Origin of the sequence: Bartonella sp. CE47NXGY, from assembly GCF_042195415.1 — a bacterium.
GTDB lineage: Bacteria > Pseudomonadota > Alphaproteobacteria > Rhizobiales > Rhizobiaceae > Bartonella.
In genome coordinates this window covers 1-1,137 of record NZ_JBHIOI010000159.1, presented here as the reverse complement: position 1 = coordinate 1,137, position 1,137 = coordinate 1, and the positions used below count along the sequence as shown (strand labels likewise).

The 1,137-nt window shown below is 36.3% G+C and carries 2 protein-coding genes; both read left to right on the top strand.

The features are described from left to right. A partial coding sequence (locus tag ACFIL3_RS10370; protein WP_375612610.1) for a YadA-like family protein occupies window positions 1-264 on the top strand: 264 nt, incomplete at its 5' end. A 149-nt stretch (window positions 265-413) separates the two neighbouring features. After that, the gene (locus ACFIL3_RS10365; RefSeq protein ID WP_375682239.1) at window positions 414-800 is read left to right on the top strand and encodes a hypothetical protein; all 387 of its coding nucleotides are present in this window, start codon (window positions 414-416) and stop codon (window positions 798-800) included. Window positions 801-1,137 lie beyond the last annotated feature (337 nt).

The window sequence follows — 1,137 nt, the reverse complement described above, 5'->3', positions numbered from 1 at the left end:
ACATTGAATTATGCTATTCAGGATGTTCGGAAAGAAGCAAGACAAGCTGCTGCTATTGGTCTAGCGGTGTCCAACTTGCGTTACAATGATGCACCAGGAAAGTTAAGTGTTGCACTTGGTAGTGGTATATGGCTTAATCAGTCCGCATTTGCTCTTGGTGCTGGTTATACATCTGAAGATGGAAATATTCGCTCTAGTCTATCTGTGACAAGTGCCGGAGGGCGCTGGGGTGTAGGTGTAGGATTAAGCTTAACTCTAAATTAATAAAATTCACTACGATTATTTTCAAAAACGCTCCTGTCTATACAAGACAGGGGCGAAAAGAGTTACACGATTAAAAGAACGACTCCCATAAATAACAATGCCAGCATTAATGTTGAAAATAAAAAAAGAGAAAATGTCTGAAGAGTGGTGTGTTTTACGCAAATTTGACAGAAGTCGTGGAGGGGGCTAGTTGGTTGTTACATGACAGTAAGCAGCGGATTAAGAAAGTTTTTGATGATACGAAAAAATATGTAGATAAATATTTTTCTGAATCCAAGGATAATGCGATGAGTAATGGTGTTAACGAATCGAAATCCTCCACCGATATGAAATTTGAAATGTTTAGTTATGTTATTGAAGATGTTCGGAAAGAAGCAAGACAAGTAGCGGCTGTTGGTTTGGCAGTGGTAGGTTTGCGTTATAACGATACACTAGGAAAGTTGATTGTTTCATTTGATAGCGGGCGCATGGCGTGGACAATTCGCATTTGCTCTTGGTGCTGGTTATATATCAGAGGATGGCTTCATTTGCTCTAATATATCCGCAACGAGTTCTGCGGAGATTAGAGAAGAGATGTTGGCTTAAGATTAAAGCTGCGTTGATGATAGCAAGGGATTCTTTTAACAACATTTATTCTTATTTTATTAAATGAGGGTGAATATTTTTTTGTAGATACACAGTATTTATCTAGAGATAAGCATAATATTTGATGAGGCTATAAACTGTGAGGTTTTATAGAAGATTTTCTATATTTTGTTGAAAAAAGATCACAGTAGAATCCATATTGCTAAAAAGTTATATTTTTATGTTGCTATTTTCTTGAACAGCCTATAGCTGTATGAAAATGTATATTAGTAAGACTCATTTTGATAA